This window comes from Mycetocola zhadangensis, from assembly GCF_003668565.1.
Taxonomy (GTDB): Bacteria; Actinomycetota; Actinomycetes; order Actinomycetales; family Microbacteriaceae; genus Mycetocola_A; species Mycetocola_A zhadangensis.
This window is the reverse complement of the sequence record NZ_RCWJ01000002.1, coordinates 38,633-58,188: the sequence shown is the minus strand read 5'-3', so window position 1 is coordinate 58,188 and position 19,556 is coordinate 38,633. Positions and strand designations below refer to the sequence as shown.

Annotated in this window: 17 protein-coding genes; 11 read left to right on the top strand and 6 right to left on the bottom strand. The window is 66.3% G+C overall.

Going from position 1 to position 19,556, the window contains the following annotated elements:
- Window positions 1-79: 79 nt before the first annotated feature.
- Window positions 80-646, bottom strand: a complete 567-nt coding sequence (locus D9V28_RS06740) for a dihydrofolate reductase family protein (protein WP_121658987.1) — start codon at window positions 644-646, stop codon at window positions 80-82.
- Window positions 647-888: 242 nt separating this feature from the next.
- Between D9V28_RS06740 and ppk2 the strand changes: the two genes are divergently transcribed.
- From ppk2 to D9V28_RS06690, 10 genes are all read left to right on the top strand, one after another.
- A complete protein-coding gene (gene ppk2, locus D9V28_RS06735) occupies window positions 889-1,719 on the top strand; it encodes a polyphosphate kinase 2 (RefSeq protein WP_121658986.1) in 831 nt (276 codons plus the stop codon).
- 103 nt (window positions 1,720-1,822) lie between these two features.
- Window positions 1,823-3,016, top strand: a complete 1,194-nt coding sequence (locus D9V28_RS06730) for a thiolase family protein (protein WP_121658985.1) — start codon at window positions 1,823-1,825, stop codon at window positions 3,014-3,016.
- Window positions 3,017-3,156: 140 nt separating this feature from the next.
- Window positions 3,157-3,921, top strand: coding sequence for a 3-hydroxyacyl-CoA dehydrogenase (locus D9V28_RS06725; protein WP_121658984.1), 765 nt, complete (start codon window positions 3,157-3,159; stop codon window positions 3,919-3,921).
- Window positions 3,922-3,991: 70 nt separating this feature from the next.
- Window positions 3,992-4,765: an enoyl-CoA hydratase/isomerase family protein gene (locus tag D9V28_RS06720; protein ID WP_121658983.1), complete on the top strand. Its 774-nt coding sequence runs from the start codon at window positions 3,992-3,994 to the stop codon at window positions 4,763-4,765.
- A 41-nt stretch (window positions 4,766-4,806) separates the two neighbouring features.
- The gene (locus D9V28_RS06715) at window positions 4,807-5,634 is read left to right on the top strand and encodes an SDR family oxidoreductase (RefSeq protein ID WP_121658982.1); all 828 of its coding nucleotides are present in this window, start codon (window positions 4,807-4,809) and stop codon (window positions 5,632-5,634) included.
- Between the two features lie 64 nt (window positions 5,635-5,698).
- A complete protein-coding gene (locus tag D9V28_RS06710) occupies window positions 5,699-6,733 on the top strand; it encodes an enoyl-CoA hydratase/isomerase family protein (RefSeq protein ID WP_229727961.1) in 1,035 nt (344 codons plus the stop codon).
- Between the two features lie 92 nt (window positions 6,734-6,825).
- Window positions 6,826-7,494 carry a GntR family transcriptional regulator gene (locus D9V28_RS06705; RefSeq protein WP_121658980.1) on the top strand — a complete coding sequence of 223 codons (669 nt, stop codon included), beginning with the start codon at window positions 6,826-6,828 and terminating at the stop codon, window positions 7,492-7,494.
- Window positions 7,491-9,014 carry an MmgE/PrpD family protein gene (locus D9V28_RS06700; RefSeq protein WP_121658979.1) on the top strand — a complete coding sequence of 508 codons (1,524 nt, stop codon included), beginning with the start codon at window positions 7,491-7,493 and terminating at the stop codon, window positions 9,012-9,014. The genes D9V28_RS06705 and D9V28_RS06700 overlap by 4 nt, the downstream gene beginning before the upstream one ends.
- Window positions 9,015-9,914 (top strand): methylisocitrate lyase, encoded by a 900-nt coding sequence (gene prpB, locus D9V28_RS06695; protein ID WP_121658978.1) that lies wholly within the window; start codon window positions 9,015-9,017, stop codon window positions 9,912-9,914.
- Window positions 9,915-10,004: 90 nt separating this feature from the next.
- Window positions 10,005-11,114 carry a bifunctional 2-methylcitrate synthase/citrate synthase gene (locus D9V28_RS06690; RefSeq protein ID WP_121658977.1) on the top strand — a complete coding sequence of 370 codons (1,110 nt, stop codon included), beginning with the start codon at window positions 10,005-10,007 and terminating at the stop codon, window positions 11,112-11,114.
- Window positions 11,115-11,193: 79 nt separating this feature from the next.
- Here D9V28_RS06690 and D9V28_RS06685 read toward each other — a convergent pair whose 3' ends face one another.
- Window positions 11,194-12,573: an FAD-binding oxidoreductase gene (locus D9V28_RS06685; protein ID WP_121658976.1), complete on the bottom strand. Its 1,380-nt coding sequence runs from the start codon at window positions 12,571-12,573 to the stop codon at window positions 11,194-11,196.
- Window positions 12,574-12,685: 112 nt separating this feature from the next.
- On the opposite strand from D9V28_RS06685, the gene D9V28_RS06680 reads away from it, so the two are divergent.
- A complete protein-coding gene (locus D9V28_RS06680; protein WP_121658975.1) occupies window positions 12,686-13,633 on the top strand; it encodes a DNA-3-methyladenine glycosylase family protein in 948 nt (315 codons plus the stop codon).
- Window positions 13,634-13,909: 276 nt separating this feature from the next.
- Here the strand turns inward: D9V28_RS06680 and D9V28_RS06675 are convergent, their stop codons facing one another.
- The 4 genes from D9V28_RS06675 to D9V28_RS06660 all read right to left on the bottom strand — a co-directional run bounded on the left by D9V28_RS06675 (window position 13,910) and on the right by D9V28_RS06660 (window position 19,488).
- Window positions 13,910-15,949 (bottom strand): bifunctional diguanylate cyclase/phosphodiesterase, encoded by a 2,040-nt coding sequence (locus D9V28_RS06675; RefSeq protein ID WP_121658974.1) that lies wholly within the window; start codon window positions 15,947-15,949, stop codon window positions 13,910-13,912.
- Between the two features lie 91 nt (window positions 15,950-16,040).
- Entirely contained in the window at window positions 16,041-17,717 is a 1,677-nt protein-coding gene (locus D9V28_RS06670; protein WP_121658973.1) for a phytoene desaturase family protein, read from the bottom strand.
- A 37-nt stretch (window positions 17,718-17,754) separates the two neighbouring features.
- Window positions 17,755-18,165 carry a VOC family protein gene (locus tag D9V28_RS06665; RefSeq protein ID WP_121658972.1) on the bottom strand — a complete coding sequence of 137 codons (411 nt, stop codon included), beginning with the start codon at window positions 18,163-18,165 and terminating at the stop codon, window positions 17,755-17,757.
- A gap of 429 nt (window positions 18,166-18,594) precedes the next feature.
- On the bottom strand, window positions 18,595-19,488 hold the full coding sequence (locus D9V28_RS06660; protein WP_121658971.1) for a LysR family transcriptional regulator: 894 nt from the start codon (window positions 19,486-19,488) through the stop codon (window positions 18,595-18,597).
- Window positions 19,489-19,556 lie beyond the last annotated feature (68 nt).

Here is a 19,556-nt window from a genome sequence, read left to right as displayed (position 1 = left end):
CAGGCGGCCAGGTCGAACAGGCGCCGCCCGGCCATACGGGCCGTCGCTTCGCCGGTCGTGAGTGCTGGAGGGGCGGAGTTCAGAGGAGGGCGTAGTCGGCGGTGAGCAGTCCCGAATCGTACGTCTTGCTCCGGAGCAGCCGCATGGCTCCCGTTGAATAACCGACCGGGAGCGCCCTCCGCCCGCCACCGAGCGCCATCGGGCAGACCCGCCAGCGCACCTCATCGACACCACCCGACTGGAAGAGCTGGTCTGTGAGGGTCAGGCTGCCCCACACGACCACGTCGCCTGGCGCGTCATCCGCGAGCGCGCGCAGAGTCTGAGCGGCATCGCCTGCGACGACCCGGCCCGCCGGATAATCGCCCCACGGCGCTCTGTCGAGTGATCGTGAGAACACGACCTTGTCGAGCGCGTTCACCTTGTCCGCGATGATCTCTGCGCTCGACTGCTCGGTCGGCCAGTAGCCCGCGAACATGCGATACGTCTTCCGCCCCAGAGCCATCAACGACAGCGAGTCGAGAAAGGTGAGCTGGTCGGCGTCAGATTGGGTCCAGTCGGACACCGATTCGAAGAAGCTGATGTCTCCTTCAGCGTCCGCAGCGAAGCCATCGATGGTGACGAGCTGCTGCACGATGATCTTTCCCATGGGGCCACCTCACTGCGTCCGGTCGTACTCGACTACGTTGCCATCGCGTGCGCGATTCGGGAAGGGGGCCGTCCTGCGGTGGCCCGGCAGGGAGCATCCGTTCTTGCTCCGAGAGAGGAGGGTTAACCGCACACTCAGTCCCCGTCAGCCAGCGCAAGCCCCCTGCCGCTCGCCGCACAGTGTTTATGATCATGCAACCGGTGCTGACAGTCAGTGGGACTGCAGCACGGCGAAAGGCAACCATGTCGAAGTCGAAAAAGTCGGGCTCCATCAAACGCGTCTCCAAGTCGCTCTACGAGCAGGAACTGGAACGGCTGCAAGCGGAACTCGTGAGCATGCAGCAATGGGTGATCGAGACCGGGGCACGAGTGCTGGTCATCTTTGAGGGCCGCGACGCCGCCGGTAAAGGCGGCGCGATCAAGCGGATCGTTCAGTATCTCAATCCACGCTCAGCCCGGGTGGTCGCACTTCCGACGCCGAGCGAGCGGGAGAGAGGCCAGTGGTACTTCCAGCGCTACATCGAACACCTGCCCAGTACCGGTGAAATCGTGCTGATGGACCGCTCCTGGTACAACCGCGCCGGGGTTGAACGGGTGATGGGCTATTGCAGTGATGAGCAGTACCACCGGTTTCTTGAGCAGGTACCCCAGGTCGAGAAGATGCTGGTTGACGATGGGATCATCCTGGTGAAGTACTGGTTCTCCGTCTCGGACACTATTCAGGAGGAACGCTTCCGCTCGCGTCTTGAGGACCCGATGCGTCGCTGGAAACTCTCAGACACGGACCTCTTTTCGATCACTCGCTGGGAGGACTACTCGCGAGCCAAGGACGACATGTTTGCGGCGACCGACCAGGACTTCTCGCCGTGGTGGACCATCGAAAGTGACGACAAGCGCGCTGCCCGGCTCAACTCCATCAAGCACTTGCTCGATCAGGTCCCCTATGAGCATCGGGAACCGGAGAAGGTGACCATTCCCGATCGGCCGGTCGCAGCCTCGTACGAACGACCACCCAGGGACGAGTCGAAACTCGTCATTGATCACGCGAGAACCCTGAAAGCAAAAAAGAAGTAGGCGCTCCCACCGCACGTTCTCGACAAACCGGGCCGTCCTGCGGTGGCCCGGAAGGGAGCATCCGTCGTACGCTCGAAATGCACGCCGAGTCGAAGGAGCTCCCATGTCACGAGCAGTGATCGTTGATGCCGTTCGCACCGCCGCGGGGCGAGGCAAGCACGGGGGAGGCCTCAGCGGCATTCACCCCGTCGACCTGCTTGCTCAGACCCTGCAACGGCTGGTCGAGCGCGTGGGTCTCGACCCCGCACTGGTTGAGGACGTGATCGCCGGCTGCGTCACCCAGTCCGGGCGGCAGTCGACGAACATCGCTCGCAATGCGGTGCTCGCGGCCGGCTTCCCGGATAGCGTGCCGGGCACCACGGTCGATCGGCAGTGCGGGTCGAGCCAGCAGGCCGCACAGTTCGCCGCGCAGGCGATTCTGGCCGGCACCAACGACATCGTCATCGCGTGCGGTGTCGAGCAGATGAGCCAGCAGCCGATCGGCTACGCCACCCAGGGTGAGGACTACCTCGGCCCAATGCTCGCCTCGCGCTACCCGGATGGCCTCGTACACCAGGGCATCTCGGCCGAGCTCATTGCCGCTCGCTGGAAGATCAGCCGCGCCGAGCTCGACGCGTATGCAGCCCAGTCGCACACCCGGGCCAGCGCCGCGATCGACCGTGGCCTGTTCGCTCCCGAAGTTGTGCCGATCACCCTCAGAGCGCTCGACGGCTCGACCACGACGTTCGGCATCGACGAAACCGTGCGCCGCGGAACAACAGCCGACGCCCTCGCCACCCTGCCGCCCGCCTTCCATACCGACGAACTCGCCGAACGTTTTCCGGAGATCGGCTGGAACATCACAGCTGGCAACTCCTCGCCGCTCACCGACGGCGCGTCGGCCGCCCTGATCATGAGCGAGGAGAAGGCCGAGCAGCTCGGACTCACTCCTCGAGCCCGTTTCGTCGGCTTCGCGGCCGTCGGCAGCGACCCGCTCGAAATGCTGACCGGGGTTCTCCCAGCCACCCGTCGCGTCCTCGAACGCACGGGCATCGCGATCGACGAGATCGACGTGTTTGAGGTCAATGAGGCGTTCGCTTCTGTTCCCCTCGCCTGGCAGCGTGAGTTCGACGTGAACGTGTCCAAACTCAACCCATGGGGCGGCGCCATCGCACTCGGGCACCCACTTGGTGCGTCGGGCACCCGCATCCTCGCCACCCTGGTCAACGCGCTGCAGGTCAGCGGCGGCCGATACGGTTTGCAGACCATGTGCGAGGGCGGTGGCATGGCCAACGCCACGATCATCGAACGGCTGTAGCCGGGCACTCGAAATTGTGGGGACGGCACAACATCCCCGCTCCGCGCCCCGGCTCGCGGCGCTGTGCAGCACAAGCAGGCCGCCGCGCGTCAGCGGCCAGCCCTAGGCTGCACTCGACCCGTTCTCTGGAGGATCAAGCAATGAAGCTCGACGGAATTTCCGCACTCATCACCGGTGGCGCCTCAGGCCTCGGTCACGCAACGGCCACCCGCCTCGCCGCGCAGGGCGTCTCGGTCGTGATCGTCGACCTGCCCAGTTCAAAGGGGGCGGATGCTGCCACTCACCTGGGCGAAAACGCTCGCTTTGTGGCCGCAGACGTGACCAGCGAAGAACAGGTTCAGGCCGCCGTTGACGCAGCGGTTGCGCTGGCACCGCTCGGCATCGTCGTGAACTGTGCCGGCGTCGCGACCCCAGGCAAGGTGCTCGGCCGCGACGGGACACTCCCGCTCGCCGCATTCCAGACGGTCATCCAGGTCAACCTCGTCGGCACCTTCAATGTGCTGCGCCTCGCCGCAGCAGTCATGTCGACAAACGAGGGGGACGAGAACGGGAGCCGAGGGCTCATCGTCAACACAGCATCCGTTGCGGCGTTCGACGGCCAGATCGGCCAGCCCGCCTACGCCGCATCAAAGGGCGCCGTGCACGCGATGACCCTTCCGATCGCCCGCGAACTCGCCAGGTACGGCATCCGGGTGAACACGATCGCGCCGGGGATCATGGAGACGCCCATGCTGATGGGGCTGCCGCAGGAAGCACAGGACTCGCTTGGAACCCAGGTGCCCTTCCCCTCCCGGCTCGGGCGCCCTGACGAATACGCCGCTCTCGTGCAGCACCTCGCCGAGAACGACTACCTCAACGGCGAGACCATTCGGCTCGACGGCGCCATCCGGATGGCACCGAAGTAAGCCAGCAGCATCCGTTCGTCGCCCGAATATCTGCCTTCCAGAACTCCCGCATTCCTTCGAAAGGAACAGCATGACCGACAGCATCCTCTTCACGGTCGACAACGGCCTCGCCCACCTCACCCTCAACCGGCCGACCCGACTGAACGCGATCAATGAAGACGCCGCGCGTGCCTGGCGCGACCTTGCGCAGCAGGTCGCCGACCGCGATGACATCGGTGCCGTGCTCTTCGACGCGGCCGGCCCGGCGTTCTGCGCTGGAGGAGACGTCGCCGAAATGTCCGCCATGGACGGCGACAGCGCCGCAACCATCGGTGAGCTCGCCGACATCATCCACGAGGGGCACCGCACCTTCGCGGCCACCCCGAAACCGATCGTCGCAGCGGTGAACGGCGCCGTCGCCGGTGGCGGGCTCGGCTTCATGCTCGTGGCCGACTACATCGTTGCCGCGGAGTCCGCCAGGTTCGTGTCGAAGTACGCCGACATCGGCCTCACCCCGGACTGCGGCGTCTCAACGCTCCTGCCCGAAGCGATCGGCATGCGCCGCGCGCTCGAACTCACCCTAAGCAGCAGGTCGCTGACCGCTGCGGAAGCCCTCGACTGGGGACTGGTCACCGAGGTCGTTTCCGACGGTCAAACGGATGCCCGAGCGCGCGAGATCGCGGACGTCTGGCTCTCCGGCGCGACAGCGGCATTCGGTGAGGCGAAGCGGCTCCTCCGGGCTGGCGTCGGTCGTGACTACCCCTCGGCTCTCGATGACGAGGCACGCACCATCGCGGCTGCTGCCGCTACGAGCGACGCCCGTGGTCGAATCGCCGCGTTCGTTTCCCGTTCTGCCAGCCGATAACATCCGCTCGCCTTATTTCTTCCCTCGATCGAAGGACGTTCATGACCGAAAACCTTGCAGGCAAAACCCTGATCATGTCTGGCGGCAGCCGTGGAATCGGCCTGGCCATCGCCCTTCGAGCCGCGCGTGACAGAGCGAACATCACGCTGCTCGCCAAGACGGACACCCCCGACCCGCGGCTGGAGGGCACCATTCACACGGCTGCGGAGGCGATCCGCGAGGCTGGCGGGCAGGCGCTCGCCGTCGTCGGTGATGTGCGTGACGACGCGTCGATTGCCGACGCGGTCGCGAAAACCGTCGAGGAGTTCGGCGGCATCGACATCGTCGTGAACAACGCGAGCGTGATCAGCCTGGCGCGCACCCTCGAGCTCGACCCGAAGCGGTTCGACCTCATGCAGGACGTCAACATGCGCGGCACGTTCATGTTGTCGCGCGCGGCCATCCCGCACCTCAAGCAGGCACCGAACGCCCACATCCTGTCGCTCAGCCCGCCGATCAACCTCGACCCAAAATGGCTCGGTGCCCACACCGGATACACCCTCGCGAAGTACGGCATGTCGATGGCGACCCTGGGTTTCGCCGCTGAATTCGCCCGCGACGGCATCGCGGCCAACACGCTCTGGCCGCGCACGACCATCAAAACGGCGGCCGTCGGCAACATCCTTGGCGGTGAGGCGTTGCTCGCCAGGAGCCGCACCCCGGAGATCTACGCGGACGCCGCGTACGAGGTGCTGACGAAGCCGTCGCGCGAGTACACCGGCCAGTCGCTCATCGTCGAGGACGTGCTTCTCGCAGCGGGCGTGACCGACTTCTCGCAGTACTCGCCGGGGGTGGACGAGAAGGACCTTTTTCCTGACATTTTCCTGTAGCGGGGAGAGGTGGCACGGCACCGGCCGTCGCCTCGCGATACTGGGAGAGACGAAGGGAATATCCGTGGCAGACCTGATCACGAGCGTGGCAGACGGCGTTGGCCGTATCACCCTCAACCGCCCGCACGTGCTCAACGCGTTGACCCACGAGATGATCTCCGGCATCGCCGACGCGCTCGAGCGCTGGCGCACCGACTCTGAGGTGGCGATGGTCGTGATCGACGGGGCTGGCGACCGCGGGCTGTGCGCGGGCGGCGACATTCGCGGTTTGCGCGAGCACGCCCTGAGCGGCCGCAACGACCTCTCCCGACGCTTCTGGCGCGACGAGTACGAGCTCTGCGCCACGATCGATGAGTACCCCAAGCCGTACATCGCGTTCATGACCGGCATCACCATGGGCGGAGGCGTCGGCGTCTCCGCGCACGGCAGCATCCGCATTGTCACCGAGACCAGCCGTGTGGCCATGCCCGAAACCCGCATCGGGTTCAGCCCTGACGTCGGCGGCAGCTGGCTCCTCGCCCGCGCCCCTGGGGAACTCGGCACCTACCTCGCGCTCAACGGCGTAACGATGAGCGGGGCGGATGCCGTGGCGTGCGGATTCGCGGATTATTACGTCCCGGTGGATCGCCTCCCGCACCTGCTCCAGGCTTTCGGCGAACGCGCAGACCCCGGCTCACCAGGCGAGGTGGTGCTGCTGTTCGACGAGACCCCGCCGGCTTCCGAGCTGGAGCAGAAGCGGGAGTGGATCGACCGGTGTTACTCGGCCGATTCGGTGGCCGAGATTCTCGAGCGGCTCCGCGACGAGGCAGGGGCCGCGGCCGCCGCTGCGGCGCTCGAACTCGAATCGCTGTCACCGATGGCGCTGACCGTTGCGCTCGCCGCCGTTCGACGTGCGCGCGAACTGGGTTCGTTGCGCGATGTCCTCGCGCAGGAGTACCGCACCTCGGCGTGGCTTGCCGCACAACCCGACCTGGCCGAGGGCATCCGCGCGCAGGTGGTGGACAAGGACCGCTCACCGAACTGGACCCCGTCGTCGCTCGATGCCGTACCGGACTCGCTCGCGGCGGCCGCACTGGCGCACGAGCCACCGCGGCACTAGCCGGTATACCAAACAGGCGATCGGCTCGCAACCGGCACCCGATTTTGTGGCCTCTGTATACCGAGCGGATGTTGCGTGCGTATACTGGCCGGGTGCGAGCAAGCGATAGGGCCTACGACGTCCTGAAAGAGGACATTCTTTCGTGGCGGCTCTCGCCAGGCACCGTTCTCGCCGAGACCGAGCAGTCTGAACGACTCGGCATCTCCCGGACACCCCTTCGTGAGGCCATCACCCGCCTCGCGGCCGAGGGGCTCGTCGACACCCAGCGGGGCCGCGCCGGCGTCGTAACCGACGTGTCTGCGGCCAACCTCGCTGAACTCTTCGAACTCCGTGAGGCGCTCGAAACGCAGGCCGCCCGGCTGGCCGCTCGCCGCCGCAACGCGCGAATCTTCGAGGCGCTCCGCGCGGACTTCGAGAGCGCCCGCACCACGGTTGCGGGCGACACGGCTGGTTACTACGCGCTCGTTGCGCGTCTTGATGCGGCCATCGACGCGGCCATGCAAAACCAGTTCCTGCTCAGCTCGCTCCGCAGCCTCCGCGGCCACCTCGCCCGGGCTCGACGCCTCGCCCAGGACAACCCGGCGCGCCTCACCGAATCTGTCGGTGAACACCTGCTCATCGTGCAGGCGATCCTCGACAGCGACGAACTGCTCGCGGCACAGGCCACCGCTGTCCACCTGCGCAAGAGCCTCACCAACCTGCTTGACACCGCCGCGCTCTCCGCCGGCACCCCTGCGTCTTCGATGAAAGGAACACCATGAAGACCCACCACCTGCGCGTACACAGGAGCGAGGAAAATCTCGTCCGCGAAGGGCAGCTCGCCTGGGCTCTCGCCGAAGTTGCGGCTGACCCTGTCGAAGTCACCCCCGAGGTGACCGAGATGATCATCAATCGGATCATCGACAATGCTGCGGTCGCTGCCGCCTCACTGACCCGTGCACCGGTCGTGGCCGCCCGCTCGCAGGCGCTCGCTCACCCGGTCACGACAGGCGGAAACGGTTCGACCGTGTTCGGACCTGACGCAGCGCGTCGGGTCAGCCCCGAGTGGGCAGCGTGGGCGAACGGCGTCGCCGTTCGTGAGCTCGACTACCACGACACGTTCCTCGCTGCCGAGTACTCGCACCCGGGCGACAACATCCCGCCGCTCGTCGCCGTCGCCCAGCACGTGGGTGCAACGGGCAAGGACCTTCTCCGCGGTATCGCAACGGGTTACGAGATCCAGGTTGACCTCGTCAAGGCGATCAGCCTGCACGCCCACAAGATCGACCACGTCGCGCACCTCGGCCCGTCGGCTGCCGCCGGAATTGGCACCATGCTCGGCCTCGACGTCGAAACAATCTTCCAGGCCATCGGCCAGGCGCTGCATACCACCACGGCCACCCGCCAGTCACGCAAGGGCCAGATCTCCACCTGGAAAGCACACGCTCCGGCGTTCGCGGGCAAGATGGCCGTTGAAGCCGTCGACCGGGCAATGCGCGGACAAACCTCCCCCGAGCCGATCTACGAGGGCGAAGACGGCGTCATCGCCTGGATGCTCGACGGTCCGAACGCGACATACGAGGTCCCGCTGCCCGAGGCGGGCGAAGCCAAGCGCGCCATTCTCGACAGCTACACGAAGGAGCACTCGGCCGAGTACCAGGCGCAGGCGTGGATCGACCTCGCCCGCAAACTGCACAACGAGCACCCCGAGTTGCTCGTCGACGGAGCGATCGCCTCCGTCGTCCTGCACACCTCGCACCACACCCACTACGTCATCGGTTCTGGCGCAAACGACCCGCAGAAGTACGACCCGACAGCGTCGCGCGAAACGCTCGACCACTCGATTCCATACATCTTCACTGTCGCCCTGCAGGACGGACGCTGGCACCACGTCGACTCATACTCGCCCGAGCGCGCCGCACGACCGGAGACCGTCGAGCTGTGGAACAAGGTGACCACTCAGGAAGACGCCGAGTGGACGCGCCGCTACCACTCGCACGACCCGGCCGAGAAGGCCTTCGGCGGCCGGGTAGAGATCACACTGACCGACGGCAGCACCCTGGTCGACGAAATCGCCGTCGCCGACGCACACCCGCTCGGAGCACGGCCGTTCGCCCGCGAGGACTACATCGCCAAGTTCCGCACCCTGGCTGAGCCCGTACTCGAGCCCGAGGAGATTGAGCGTTTCCTCACCACGGTGCAGCGACTGCCCGAACTCACCGCGGATGAGCTGAGCGGACTCACCATTCACGCGGCCCCCGGGGTCCTGGCCGCGGTCGAATCCCCGAAGGGACTGTTCTAAATGCTCTACGCCAAGACCACACCCGAAGAGAAGCGCCGGATCTTCCGCGACCGTCTTGCCACCGGTGAACTGCTGCGCTTCCCCGGGGCATTCAACCCGCTGTCTGCCCGACTGATCGAGCAGAAGGGTTTCGACGGCATCTACATCTCCGGCGCCGTGCTCAGCGCAGACCTCGGCCTGCCAGACATCGGGCTAACCACCCTCACCGAGGTCGCCGGCCGGGCGAAGCAGATCGCCCGCATGACCGAGCTGCCGGCGCTCGTTGACGCTGACACCGGCTTCGGTGAACCGATGAACGTCGCCCGCACCATCCAGGAGCTCGAAGACGCGGGCATCGCCGGCATGCACATCGAGGACCAGGTCAACCCCAAGCGCTGCGGACACCTCGACGGCAAACAGGTCGTCGACGAATCGACAGCGCTCAAGCGGATTCGATCGGCAGCCGACGCGCGTCGCGACGACAACTTCCTCATCATGGCGCGTACAGACATCCGTGCCGTCGATGGACTCGACGCAGCGATCGACCGCGCCAAGAAGCTCGTCGACGCCGGGGCTGACGCGATCTTCCCCGAGGCGATGCGTGACCTCAGCGAGTTTGAGGCCATTCGTCAGGCTGTCGACGTGCCGATCCTCGCCAACATGACCGAGTTCGGCAAGAGCGAGCTGTTCACCAGTGCTCAGCTGGCCGACGTCGGCATCAACATTGTGATCTGGCCCGTCTCGCTGCTGCGCACCGCCATGGGCGCAGCCGGACGCGCGCTCGACACCCTGAATGACGAGGGCAACCTCACGTCGAAGCTCGGCGAGATGCAGCACCGCGCCGACCTGTACGAGCTCATCGATTACGAGGGCTACAACCAGTTCGACACCTCGGTGTTCAACTTCACCGTCGAACGGTAGGGTTCCTCGCACCGGCGGTGTGGCATCCGTTCTCGTAATTGTCACACCGCCCCAGACACTTCGCACCACACTCACGCAAAGGAGCACGGCATGACCGATACCGACATCAAGAAGGGCCTCGCCGGCGTCGTCGTCGACTACACGGCCGTCTCCAAGGTCAACCCGGAGACGAATTCGCTGCTGTACCGCGGCTACCCGGTGCAGGAGCTCGCCGCGAACTGCAGCTTCGAGCAGGTCGCCTACCTGTTGTGGCGCGGTGAATTGCCGACGGATGCTGCGCTGCAGGAATTCGAGGATGTCGAACGTGGGCAGCGCGCTCTCGACGACAACGTGAAGGCTGTCGTCGATCTCATTCCGATGACCGCCCACCCGATGGACGTGCTGCGCACCGCCGTCTCTGCCATCGGAGCGACCGACCCCGAGGCTGAGCTCGCAACCGAGGAATCGAGCCTCAACAAGGCCGCGCGACTGTACGCGCAGATCCCGGCCATCGTGGCGTACGACCAGCGCCGTCGCCGTGGTGAGGACCTCGTTCCGCCGCGTGATGACCTCGGCTACTCGGCCAACTTCCTGTACATGACGTTCGGCGAGGTGCCGGCCGACGAGGTGGTTGAGGCGTTCAACGTGTCGATTATCCTCTACGCCGAGCACTCGTTCAACGCCTCGACCTTCACGGCTCGAGTCATCACCTCGACGCTCAGCGACCTGTACTCGGCGGTGGTCGGCGGAATCGGAGCACTGAAGGGCGCACTGCACGGCGGCGCCAACGAAGCCGTCATGCACACATTCGATGAGATCGGCACCGCGGACAAGGCTGAGGCCTGGCTCGAGCAGGCGCTCGCTGAGAAGCGCAAGATCATGGGCTTCGGGCACCGGGTCTACAAGAACGGCGACTCGCGGGTGCCGACCATGAAGGCCGCGCTCGAGAAGCTCGTCACCTACTACAACCGGCCGGACACTCTCGAGTTGTACAACTCACTAGAGGAGGCCATGGTGTCGCGCAAGAACATCAAGCCGAACCTCGACTACCCGTCAGGGCCGGCGTACAACCTGATGGGCTTCGACACCCTGACGTTCACGCCGCTGTTCGTGGCCGCTCGAGTCGTCGGCTGGACGGCGCACATCATGGAGCAGGCGGCATCGAACGCGCTGATTCGCCCGCTGTCGGAGTACAACGGGCCCGACGAGCGTCACCTCTAGCTCCGCGTCTCGCGAGTTGCTGGGTTTGCGGGGTTCCTGAATGGGCAACCTCGTAAACCCAGCATCTCGCGGCACGAGATCAGAGTTGCGCGACGGTTTCCGCCGGCCCGAACGCGAAGAGGCCCTCCGGGTCGTAGGTCGCTCTCACTTGGGCCAGCCGCTCGAACGTCTCGGGCGGCCAGGCCTGTGCGAAGTGATCCGGGGTTTCGACTCGGGCAGAGAAGTTGATGTTCGTCTCGGGCGAGATGAAGCGTCGCACACGCTCGAGAAAAGCGTTCGCGACGACAGGCATCCGTTCAAAGAGCGGTGGCACGACACCAATGAGCGTGAGGGTGAATGCGCCGGTGCGGCCGCCGACCGCGGAGCCTCCGTCGACGTCGCGGTAGGTGGCGCCGCCGAGGTGGCGGATTTCGGTGGCCACGAACGGGGAGTTCGCGTCGGGCCCGAAGCTTGCAAGAAGTTCGGTCACGAAGTCCTGGTCGATGTGGCCGAGCAGGAGGCCGAGATCCCAGATCGGCGACGGCTGGTCGGGATCGGCGTGGATCGACCCCATGGCCGTTGCCGGGATCTCGGTGACCCCGTCGAGATAGACGGGCGCCGCCTGGCGCAGGGGTTCGAGCAGCCGGGCGCCCTCCGCGGGGCCGCCTGGATAGGCGAACCGCATGCTCAAGAGGAATTTGCCCCGAAGAAGCTCGGGAACCTCGTCGATCGGCGGCATCGAGAGCAGGGCGATCGAGGTAGTGACGGTGTCGGGTGCTGTGCGGGTCCAGTCCACCCAGGTGCGAAGCGCCGTCTCAATGTTGGGCGTATCGAAGAGGAGGCTGCCGGCGTAGAGCGTGCGCAGTGGCACGAGCTCGAGCCGCATCTCGGTCACGATGCCGAGGCCCCCCTTGCCTCCCCGCAGGGCCCAGAACAGATCGGGGTTCTCGGCGGGCGTTGCGGCGGCGACGGAGCCGTCGGCGAGGACGACTCGGAAGCCGCGCACCCAATCGGCTGTGAAGCCATGACTGCGGGACAGGGGGCCGAGCCCACCGCCGAGCGTGTAACCGATGGCGCCGACGTGTGGCGAGGATCCGGTGATGGGGGCGAGCCCGAACGGCGCTGCTTTGTCGATGACGGCGCTCCAGCGTGCGCCAGCACCGATCGTCGCGATTCGCTCGTTCTCGTCGACCGACACCGAGTTGAGGCTGGAGGTGAGGATGATGAGGCCCGAGGCCACGGGGCGCCAGGCCCCGTGGCCGGTTGCCTGCACCGTCACGGGGAGGTCGTGCTCGGCCGCGAACCGCACGGCTGTTGAGACGTCGGCCTCGTCTGCGACCGCGACCGCGATGTCTGGGTCGTGCACCACAAGAGTGTTCTGGGCGGCAACGGCAGCGGCCATTCCCTCGTCCCCGCGCTCAAAAACCTCACCAGTCAGGGCCGCGCGGAGGCTCGTGACGTCGGTGGGAGAAAAAGTCATGCGGGAACTCTATGGGTATCGGCAACGGGAGCACCAGCCATACCCGAGTTTTCCTCACGTATGTGGTGATCGTTCTGTCGGCGTGTCGGTGCCATTCACGTAGTGTGGTCGCATGGACACGCTCGCAGCTCCCGACCAGGGGCTGCGCTCACGTTATGCGCCGTCGCACCCGGTGTCGGTGTCGAAGACCCTGTCACCGCTCTCGCGCGGCGGAGACGGTCCGTGCTTCCGCCGAACAGCCACCGGCGCGTGGCTGACACTGCGCACACCGCTCGGGCCGGCGACTCTCCACCTCGAGCAACGCGCGGATGAGATCGCCGTTTCGGCGTGGGGTGATGGTGCCGAGTGGGCGATCGACGGGGTGCCAGAGCTCCTCGGTTCGCGCGACACCTGGGACGACCTCGACCTGAGTTCGAGCCCGCTGCTCACCGAGGTTCGTCGACGCAACCAGGGACTTCGGTTGAGCCGCAACCGGCTCGTGTTCGAAATGCTTGTGCCTGCGGTGCTCGAGCAGAAGGTCACTGTTGTCGAGGCGTGGCGTGCCTGGCGCATGCTGGTTCGACGCCACGGTGATCCGGCACCCGGCCCGGCGCCGGAAGGCATGGTGGTCGCACCGTCCCCCGACACGTGGAGGCTCATTCCGAGCTGGGAGTGGCACGAGGCGGGCGTCGGCCCGCAACGGTCGGAGACCGCTGTTCGCGCCAGCCGCGTCGCCGGAGCTCTCGAACGTACGCTCTCGACAGGGGAGGATGTTCTGCGGGAGTCGGTGACGGCATCCGCTCGTCTTCGAAGTCTGCCGGGGATTGGCGTTTGGACGGCCGCGGAGGTCACGGCGCGGGCGCACGGGAACCCGGATGCTGTCAGCGTTGGCGACTACCACCTCGCGTCGACGGTTGGTGTGGCGCTGGCCGGCTCGCCGGTGGACGACGACGGCATGCTTGAGCTGCTTGCGCCGTGGGAGGGGCAGCGGCAGCGCGTGCTGCGGCTCATTCTCGCGAGCGGCGTGCGGAAGCCGCGGCGTGGCCCGCGGATCACCATTCAGGATCACCGCTGGCACTGAGGGGCGTCAGTGCTCGTTGGCCTGGCTGGCTCGCTGGCTGGCTCGTGGTCCGAACTCGGGGCCAGCTCGGGCCACCTTGCTGGCTTGGTCGCAAACGGTCGCAGCCTCTTTGCTCAGTCGATAAGGGTCGAGCTTTTTCGGGTTTTCGAGCCCCTTGTGACCACGCCAGGTAGCGATCAGCCCTTTGTGACCACGCCGGGTAGCGATCAGCCCTTTGTGACCATGCCGGGTAGCGATCAGCCCTTTGTGACCGAGCAGCGGTGCGCGTCGTGTCAGTCAGGGCCGGGCGGGCTCACGCCGACGTGCTTTCGCCCGGTACATGTCGACGTCCGCTCGCCGCAGGATGTCTGAGGCCTCGGAGTCGCCGGCCGCGACGGCTGTGCCGACGGACGCCGTGACGGAGAGGGAAAGGTCGCCGATGGTGATGGGCTCTGCAATTGATGCGCGCACGCGCGACGCGATCACATCGACTTCGCCGCCGCCCGCGTCCTCGCAGAGAACCACGAACTCGTCTCCGCCGAGCCGGGCCACGAGGTCGTCTGCGCGGGTCGCCGAAACGACACGCTGGCCAACGAGGGTGAGGAGCGAGTCGCCGACGTCGTGTCCGTGAGAGTCGTTGATGCCCTTGAAGCCATCCAGATCGATGAAGAGAAGGCTGAGTTGAGTGTCGGCGTTCTCGCGATCGAGCGCGAGTTCGAGCTGACTGATGAGGTTGCGGCGGTTCGGCAGGCCCGTCAGGGCGTCGTGGAGAGCGAGGTGGGCGAGTTCAGACTCGGCTTTTCGGAGCAGCGCACCTTCGAGGTCACGGGCAAGTTCGGCCGCTTCCGGAATGAGGTCATCCCATGGCTCTGCAGTGTCCGTGACGCTGTCTGTCCACGACGAGAACGAGTTGCGGGGCGAAAGCACAGTGTTGCGGTTGGCGCTCGTCTGGTCGCCGAGCCAGGAGACGCTGCGCAGGATCTCGTTCCGGAAGAAGGCCAGGTAGTCGCCGTTTCCTCCGATGCGGAGCACGAGAACACCGGCTGACGAGCGGCCGACCGCCGCCAGCTCCGGGTGATCGACGGCGATTGCGTCGCTGGCAAATGGTTCGACAGACCAGGTGCGTTCAGCATGAGTGATCAGCAGTTCGCGCTCGCTCGCCTGCGGCACGGTGCCCGTGACCGAGCTGATGCCGCCGAGGCGCACAGCGACTCCGTCGGCTTCGATCACGTCCTGCACGGTGACCTCTCCGCGAAGCAGGGATTCCACAATGTCGTCGGTGGCGGCGAGCTGGCTCATCAGCTGCGAACGCATGCTTCGCACGGCCACCTGTCGGGTGAGCTGCTCGACCCGGCCAAGCGCGTCGAGTTGCAACGCGATCTGGTTGGCAAGAACCTCGATGCCGCGGCGCAGCAGGAACGGGATTCTCAGCACGCTGCGGTGCGCGCAGGTGATCATGCCGATGAGCTCTCCGTTGCGCACCATCGAGATGGACAGCGTCGATTCCTGCCCCATGTTGCTCATGAACTTCAGGTGGTGGGGCGATACGCTCCGCAGTTCGGCCTGGCCGAGGTCGAGGGGAGAAGCCATGGACTCATCGGTGTTGGTGAGAAGGTTCACACTCGACCGCGATGTGTTCACGATCGCGCGGGAGAGTTTGGTGAGATACAGCTCTCGAGCCTGCGCGGGGATGTCGGACGCCGGAAAGTGCAGTCCGCCGTACGGCTCCATGCCGTCGGCGTGGTCGTCAGCGACAATCTCACCGTGACCGTCCGGGTGGAAGTGGTAGATCATCACCTGGTCGAATCCGGTGAGTGCGCGCAGCCCGGCAGCGGCGTCGGCGCGGAGCTCCTCAACCGTTGTGCTGCGCGCCAGCCGGTGGTGCAGCGCGTGCAACGCCGACGTCGACAGTGGAGACGGCCCAGACAACTCCGGCTCGAGTTCAATGACAACGAAGCCGTCGACCGAGTGCACGATGGCGTCGAATGAGCGTTCTCCGACGATCAGGTGAAGCGGGTTCAGTTCATTTGCAGAACCCGAAACGGATGCTCGGACGTCACGTTCGAAGGTTCCCCCGGTGACCTCTGCCAGAGCCTGGCCAAGAAGGGGGGAACCGGTTCCGAGCATGTCTGCGCAGTTCGCACTCACGATGCTGATCACGAAACTCTGCGGGTCGAGAGCCAGAAGTGCGCCGTGCGGCTGGATCGACCCGGGAGTGCGGATCGGTTCGCGGGCGCACTGGTCGAGGCGGAGAAGCTCTGCGCTGTTCCTGCCGTCGTCGGCCGTTTGCGAATCGACGTCGCTCGTGATCGGTGTGCTCAAGTGTGCCTTTCCCATACTCCGGATGGTCGGGAGCACACGCCCCACAATACTCACCGCCACTGCACGACAGCCCGGAAAGCGCCCCGCTCCGGTCGCGGGGACGGAGCTACTCGCTCTCGAGCAGCGCCATCGCGGCGTTGTGCCCGCCGATTCCCGAGACGGCTCCACCGCGGCGCGCTCCCGATCCGCAAACCAGCACTCGCGGGTGCGCCGTCGCCACGCCCCAGCGCTCGGCCGGGGTGTTGAGCCGGGCATCGTCCTCGGCGAACGGCCAGTCGAGCCCACCGTGAAAGATGTTGCCGAGCGGCATCCCGACCGCACGCTCGATGTCTCGAGTGGTCTTGGTTTCGATACAGGGCCGCCCCGTGGCATCCGTCAATAAAAGGTCTTCAATCGGTTCGGCCAGCACCGAATTCAGCGACACCAGCACGGCTGCCTGCAGGCGAGCGCGCATCTCGTCGTTATTCGCGTCGGTGACGAGCCGCGCCGGCGTGTGCAGGCCGAAGACGGTGAGGGTGTGCGCTCCTGCCTCGCGCAGTTCGGGGGAGAGGATGGTCGGGTCGGCGACGGAATGGCAGTAGATCTCGCAGGGCAGCGGGCTCGGGATGCCACCCCCGGCGGCGGTCAGGTATGCCGCGTCGAGTTCGGACCACGACTCGTGGATGTGGAAGGTGCCGCCGAACGCGGCTTCGGGGGTGACGTTTGCATCACGCAGTTGCGGCAGGCGCTTCAGCAGGAGGTTCACCTTGACCTGGGCGCCCTCGCGGGAGGTGTTGGGTTTGGATGTCGCTGCGGTGCCGATGCCGAACGGGTGCGCCTCGAAGACGCCGACAGAGGGCTCGCCCGCCGCGAGTTGCTCGCGCCCGTGGCTGACGGTGGTGCCGGCGACGAGCAACCGATCGAGCACGGCAGGGGCCACGTTGGAGAGGATCCAGTCGGCGCGCGCCTCGTGCTCGGCGCCGCCGTGACGGTACCGAACGACGCCGTCGGGGGAAACGGAAGTGACCTCGGCGTTCGTGACCAGGGTGGCGCCGGCGTCGCGGGCAGCGCGGGCAAGCTCGGCCGACACTGCGCCCATCCCGCCGACGGGGACGTCCCAGTCGCCTGTGCCTCCGCCGATCAGGTGGTAGAGGAAGCAGATGTTCTGCTGCAGGTCGGCGTCGTGGGCCCTGGCGAAGGTGCCGATAAGGGCGTCGGTGAAGACGACGCCGCGAACGAGGTCGTTCTGCAGGTGCCGTGAGATCACCTCACCGATCGGCGTCTCGATCATCGCCTCCCACTCGCTCGCGCCTCCGGCCTCTGTGACCAGTCGTTTGGCTTCCGAGCGAGTGAGCAGCGGCGCGGTCATCGTGGGCCAGAGCGCCTGGGTGAGCCGTCGGCAGTGCTCGTAGAACTGGGTGAACAGGTCGAACTCATCACCGGGGGCGCCGATGCGATCGAACGATGCTCTCGTCGCGGCCGCATCGTCGTTGTCGACGAGCAGACCTCGCGTCGGATCGGTCGGGTCCGGCGTGTACGACGAGTACCTGCGCCGCACCAGGGTGATGTCGAGTTTGAGATCGTCGATGATGCGCTGCGGCAACAGGCTGACGAGGTACGAGTAGCGCGACAGCCACGCCTCGACGCCGTCGAAGGCCTGCGCTGAGATCGCGGCGCCGCCGAGAACGTCGAGCCGCTCGAGCAGCAGCACCCGCTTGCCTGCCTTGCCCAGATAGGCGGCAGCGACGAGGCCGTTGTGGCCCCCGCCGACGAGAATGGCGTCGTACGTTCCCGGTGTCGTCATGCGGCCGATTCTGTCACGGGCGCTCTGGGATAGGCGACTATTCGCCCGTGGTCAGCCACGGTGTCGACACCAGCCCGACCAGAAGCCCCTCCGGGCTCAGGAGGCGTGCGGTGACCTGGCCCCACGGCTCAAGCCGCGTGCCGTGGATGAGGGCCAGCCCTTTCTCGCGAAGCTCGCGCTCCGCGACGGCAACGTCGGCGACCTCGAACTCGATGGTGGCTTGCGGCACAGGGATGTGCGCCGGCCAGGTCGGAGTGCCGAAGCAGGTCTCGGCGGCCTCGGCGAGCGGCCACAGGCCGAGGTGTTTCACGCCTGCAAGCTCATGGGTGTAGCTGTAGTCGTCCATCTTCTTCTCGAACTGCACGCCGAGCACATCGCCGTAGAAGGATCGGGAGGCGTTCGGGTCGGCGACGATGGGCGAGAAGCCGGCGACGAAGAGGATGTCCATGGCTCAAGTGTGCTGTCCTTCGGAGGTGCTGTCACGTGGCATCCGTGTCGGGTGGCGTAACGCCCGTCGCGGCGCCCGCGAGACGCTGAAGTTGCGGGGTTGCGTGCCGGAAGGAATCGCAAACTCAGCACCTCGCGAGGTGCTGAGTTTGCGGGGTTGACTGCCTCAGAAGCGCCTCATACCCGGCAACTCGCGGCTGGGTGATGCAGCTCGCTGCGCGCTGAGGCAGTCGGTGCCCGCGAGGTGCTGCAATTGCGGGGTTGACCGCCTCGAAAGGGTCACATAGTCAGCAACTCGTGGCTCGGTGAGAGGCACCTCGCGGCTCGTGGCTCGCTGAGAGGCGCCTCGTGGCAAGGGCGAGGCACGCAATGGCAAGGGTGAGGCGCCTCGGCCCATGCTCGGGCTGGGGCACGCACAGCAGCTCGTGGATCAGTCCGCGACTAGGAACCCGGTCGCCCGCGCCAGCGCACTCCGCACCGCGGTGACCGCCGGCCGGGCGGCACTCACCCGCCGCGCCGAGGTGAACACGGTACGCGCCGGAGTCCCCGGCAGGTCGACAAGGCGCAGCGCCGGTTCGCGTCCGGCCCACACCAGATCGGGCAGCATCCCGACGGCGTTGCCCGATTCGATCAACCGAATGTGCGCGATGAGGTCGGCCGTTTCGAACCGCACGTCTGGTTCGAACCCGGCAGCGCGACAGAGCTGCGTCGACCACAACCTCGCCACGGTGCCCTCCGGTTCCATCACAAACGGGAGGTCCGTGGCATCCGTCAATGTAGAAATAGCGGATGCCGTTGGTACGGCAAGTCGGAGGGCATCGGTTGCGAGAAACTCACGATCGAGATCGGGCAGGTGCGGTCGGGTGTGGCCCGGGTACTGCTCGGCCAGGACCAGGTCGAAGTCCCGAGCGGCCAGGTCGAAGAGGCCGGCCTCGGGCTCGCGCTCGACGATCTCGACCCGGAGCTGCGGGTGCTCAACCCGAAGCAGGGAAAGCGCCTCGGGGATAACGGCGTGCGCGGCGGACTGGAACACGGCCAGCCGCACCGTGCCGATCACCGCATCGAGGGACGTGGCGAGCTCGGCCTCTGCCCGCTCGAGCCCGTCGAGAAGTTCGGCCGCACGGGCGGCGAGCAGTTCGCCCTGCGGAGTGAGTTGCACCCGACGGCCACTCTTCTGCAGCAGCTTCACGCCTGCCTCGCGCTCAAGCTGGGCCAGCTGCTGTGACACCGAGGACGGGCTGAAGGCGAGTGCTTCGGCAACTCCGGCCAGCGTGCCGCGCAACTGTACTTCGCGCAGCAGGCGGAGCCGTCTCATGTCGAGCATGCGGCCCAGCCTATCCATCAGAAAATCCGATGAATACCGGTAAGAAAGATTCACTTTTCTGGATGAAC

Bases quoted from the DNA above. Each gene is read 5' to 3' on its own strand.
- D9V28_RS06715 (WP_121658982.1), top strand. From the start codon at position 4,807: ATGACCGAAAACCTTGCAGGCAAAACCCTGATCATGTCTGGCGGCAGC.
- D9V28_RS06720 (WP_121658983.1), top strand. From the start codon at position 3,992: ATGACCGACAGCATCCTCTTCACGGTCGACAACGGCCTCGCCCACCTC.
- D9V28_RS06685 (WP_121658976.1), bottom strand. From the start codon at position 12,573: ATGACTTTTTCTCCCACCGACGTCACGAGCCTCCGCGCGGCCCTGACT.
- ppk2 (WP_121658986.1), top strand. From the start codon at position 889: ATGTCGAAGTCGAAAAAGTCGGGCTCCATCAAACGCGTCTCCAAGTCG.
- D9V28_RS06675 (WP_121658974.1), bottom strand. From the start codon at position 15,949: ATGGGAAAGGCACACTTGAGCACACCGATCACGAGCGACGTCGATTCG.
- D9V28_RS06725 (WP_121658984.1), top strand. From the start codon at position 3,157: ATGAAGCTCGACGGAATTTCCGCACTCATCACCGGTGGCGCCTCAGGC.
- D9V28_RS06740 (WP_121658987.1), bottom strand. From the start codon at position 646: ATGGGAAAGATCATCGTGCAGCAGCTCGTCACCATCGATGGCTTCGCT.
- D9V28_RS06690 (WP_121658977.1), top strand. From the start codon at position 10,005: ATGACCGATACCGACATCAAGAAGGGCCTCGCCGGCGTCGTCGTCGAC.
- D9V28_RS06730 (WP_121658985.1), top strand. From the start codon at position 1,823: ATGTCACGAGCAGTGATCGTTGATGCCGTTCGCACCGCCGCGGGGCGA.
- D9V28_RS06670 (WP_121658973.1), bottom strand. From the start codon at position 17,717: ATGACGACACCGGGAACGTACGACGCCATTCTCGTCGGCGGGGGCCAC.
- D9V28_RS06660 (WP_121658971.1), bottom strand. From the start codon at position 19,488: ATGCTCGACATGAGACGGCTCCGCCTGCTGCGCGAAGTACAGTTGCGC.
- D9V28_RS06665 (WP_121658972.1), bottom strand. From the start codon at position 18,165: ATGGACATCCTCTTCGTCGCCGGCTTCTCGCCCATCGTCGCCGACCCG.
- prpB (WP_121658978.1), top strand. From the start codon at position 9,015: ATGCTCTACGCCAAGACCACACCCGAAGAGAAGCGCCGGATCTTCCGC.
- D9V28_RS06700 (WP_121658979.1), top strand. From the start codon at position 7,491: ATGAAGACCCACCACCTGCGCGTACACAGGAGCGAGGAAAATCTCGTC.
- D9V28_RS06680 (WP_121658975.1), top strand. From the start codon at position 12,686: ATGGACACGCTCGCAGCTCCCGACCAGGGGCTGCGCTCACGTTATGCG.